The 3,097-nt window shown below is 69.2% G+C and carries 3 protein-coding genes; all 3 read left to right on the forward strand.

Annotated elements, in window-relative coordinates; all coding sequences use genetic code 11:
• Nucleotides 1–1,056: ATP-binding protein (locus AC1D12_RS29365; protein ID WP_477844713.1), on the forward strand; the 1,056-nt coding region annotated here is incomplete at its 5' end.
• 65 nt (nucleotides 1,057–1,121) lie between these two features.
• Entirely contained in the window at nucleotides 1,122–1,547 is a 426-nt protein-coding gene (locus AC1D12_RS29370) for a tripartite tricarboxylate transporter TctB family protein (RefSeq protein WP_465114772.1), read from the forward strand.
• 11 nt (nucleotides 1,548–1,558) lie between these two features.
• A complete protein-coding gene (locus tag AC1D12_RS29375) occupies nucleotides 1,559–3,055 on the forward strand; it encodes a tripartite tricarboxylate transporter permease (RefSeq protein WP_477844715.1) in 1,497 nt (498 codons plus the stop codon).
• Nucleotides 3,056–3,097: the final 42 nt, after the last annotated feature.

Consider the following 3,097-nt stretch of genomic DNA (forward strand, 5'->3'; position numbering starts at 1 on the left):
CGGCCGATGCGCGCGGCCGCCTTCGGTGCCCGCTGCGGCTCGTCGACGCAGATCTGCACGGTGCTGGTCGCCGAATCGCTCGGCAAGCGCCAGGACGCCGAACGCGCGGTGGCCCTGGCCGCACTGGCCGCCTCGGTGCTGCTGGCGCTCTCGCTGGCCCTGCTCGCGGTGGTGGCGGTGCGGCGCGGCCTGCGGCCGCTGCAGCGCGCATCGGTCGAGATCGGCGCGCGCTCGCTGCAGCGCCTGGAACCGATCGAGCTGGCCACCGTTCCGCGCGAGGTGATGCCGTTCGTGCTGGCCCTGAACGACCTGTTCGGGCGGCTGCGCACCGCGGCATCGGCCCAGCGCGCCTTCGTCGAAGACGCCGCGCACCAGCTGCGCACGCCGCTCTCGACCTTGCGCGTGGAAGCGGCGCAGGTGCTGACGCAGACCTGCCCTTCCTCGCTGAAGCCGACGCTGCTGCGGCTGTATGCCGCCGCCGAGCGCGCCTCGCACCTGGTGCAGCAGCTGCTGACGCTGGCCCGCACCGACGGCGCCGTGCTCGGCGACGGCACGCCGCTGCCGCGCATCGACCTGGCCCGGCTGGCGGCGGAGTACGCGAACAACTGGCTGCGCCCCACGCTCGCGATGGAGCAGGACCTGGGCTTCGATCTCGAGCCGGCCTTCGTCGAGGGCGATGAGCTGCTGCTGCGCGAGTTGCTCGGCAACCTGGTGCACAACGCGATCGAACATGCGGGGGCTGGCGTCAGCATCACCGTGCGCACGCGCAGCGTGGCCGGGCGCGCGGTGCTGGAAGTGATCGACGACGGCCGCGGCGTGCTGCCCGAGGAGCTGGAGCACGTCTGGGGCCGTTTCCGCCGTGGCAAGCTGGCCGGCGGCCTCGGCACCGGCCTGGGCCTGGCCATCGTGCGCGACATCGCGCGCCTGCACGGCGGCGAAGCCACGCTGCAGCCCGGCGTCGGCGGCACCGGCCTCGCGGTCACCGTGAGCCTGCCGCAGAGTCCCGAACACATCACCACCGACCCTGAAGCCGAACCTGTCGTCAACCTGTYGTAGGTAGAAACCGATGGCGGTCGCGGAGGCCCCACTGCCTAGAGTGGGCCACCTCTCACGGAGCCACCATGATCGACAGAAACCTCGCGCGGGGACTCACCCTGACGGCCGTCTCGCTGGCCTTCGGACTCGGGGCGCTGCAGTACCCCATCGGCGACTTGAGCCGCGCCGGCGCCGGCATGTTCCCGCTGATGATGAGCTGCCTGCTGCTGCTGATCGCGATCGCCACCATCGTGCGCTCGCGCTTCGTCGCCTCGGAACGCTTCGAGTTCAAGCTGAGCAACATCGGCCTGCTGCTGGCCAGCCTGTGCGCGTTCGCGCTGGTCTCGCGGCTGCTGAACATGACGGCCGGCATCGTCGCGCTGGTGTTCCTGTCGGCCTTCGCCGGCTCGGCGAAGTACTCGATCGTCCGCAACGTCAAGGTGTCGGTCGGCCTGTTCCTGGTGGCGCTGGCCTTCCAGAAACTGCTCGGCCTGAGCCTCAACCTGTACTGAGGCACAGCACGATGGACCTGCTCCACAACCTCGCCTTCGGCTTCAGCCACGCGCTGACGTGGCAGAACCTGCTGTTCTGCGCCATCGGCTGCACGGTGGGCACCCTGGTCGGCCTGCTGCCGGGCCTCGGGCCGCTCGCCACCATCAGCCTGCTGCTGCCGCTCACGTACTCGATCCCCACCACCGGCGCGCTGATCATGCTGGCCGGCATCTACTACGGGGCCCAGTACGGCGACAGCGTCAGTGCGATCACGATGAAGATCCCGCACGCCAGCAGCATCGTGGCCTGCATCGACGGCTACCAGATGACGCTGAAGGGCAAGACCGGCCTGGCGCTGTTCACCGCCGGCGTGTCGAGCTTCATCGGCGGCACGGTGGCGATCGTCGTGCTCACCTTCCTGGCGCCCAGCCTCGGCGAGGTGGCGTTCCTGTTCGGCCCGGCCGACTACTGCGCGCTGATGCTGGTGGGCTTCGTCTGCGTGAGCTTCGTGACGACCGGCAGCCTGCTCAACGGCATGGCAATGTGCCTGATCGGCGTGCTGCTCGGCCAGATCGGCACCGACGTGAACAGCGGCGTGCCGCGCTACACCTGGGACCTGCCGATGCTGGCCGACGGCGTCGGCCTCGTCAGCGTGGCGCTCGGCTGCTTCGGCATCGCCGAGATCACGAAGAACCTCGATTCGCGCGAGGAGCGCTCGCCGTTCAACGGCACCATCCACCTGATCCCGACCTGGGCCGAGTTCAAGCGGATCATTCCGAGCGCGCTGCGCGGCAGCGTCATCGGTTCGTTCCTCGGCATCCTGCCGGGCGGCGGGCCGGTGATCGCGCAGTTCGCCGCCTATGCGGTCGACAAGAAGGTCAGCAAGTACCGCCACGAGATCGGCTCCGGCGCGATCGAAGGCGTGGCCGGCCAGGCGGCGGCCGACGAGGCCGCGGCGCGCACCAGCTTCATCCCGCTGATGAGCATCGGCATTCCGGAGAACGCGGTGATGGCGCTGATGATGGCGGCCTTCGTCATCAAGGGGATCCAGCCGGGGCCGAACATGATCGCCGGCCACCCGGACCTGTTCTGGGGCCTGGTCGCCAGCATGTGGGTGGGCAACTGTTTCCTGCTGGTCCTGAACGTGCCGCTGGTGCGCTACTGGCTGTCGGTGTTCAAGATCCCGTACAGCGTGCTGTTCCCGTCGATCCTGTTCTTCTGCTGCATCGGCACCTACAGCGTCAACAACAACCTCGACGACATCTTCGTCACGGCGGCCTTCGGGCTCGGCGGCTACCTGTTCTCGCGGCTCGACCTGGACGCGGCACCGCTGATGCTGGGCTTCATCCTTGGGCCGATGCTGGAGGAGAACTTCCGCCGCGCGATGCTGCTGAGCCGCGGCAGCTTCAACGTGTTCGCCAGCCGGCCGATCAGCGCGACGCTGCTCGGGTTGATCGCGGTGTTCATCGTGTGGCAGCTCATCTCGTTCGTGATGAAGGCGCGCGCGCCGCAGGTGCAAGCGGCGTAGAGTCGGCAGTTCTGCCACTCCGCCGCCGCGGCGGCGCACGAC

The organism is Rhizobacter sp. P1_G5 (assembly GCF_056405435.1).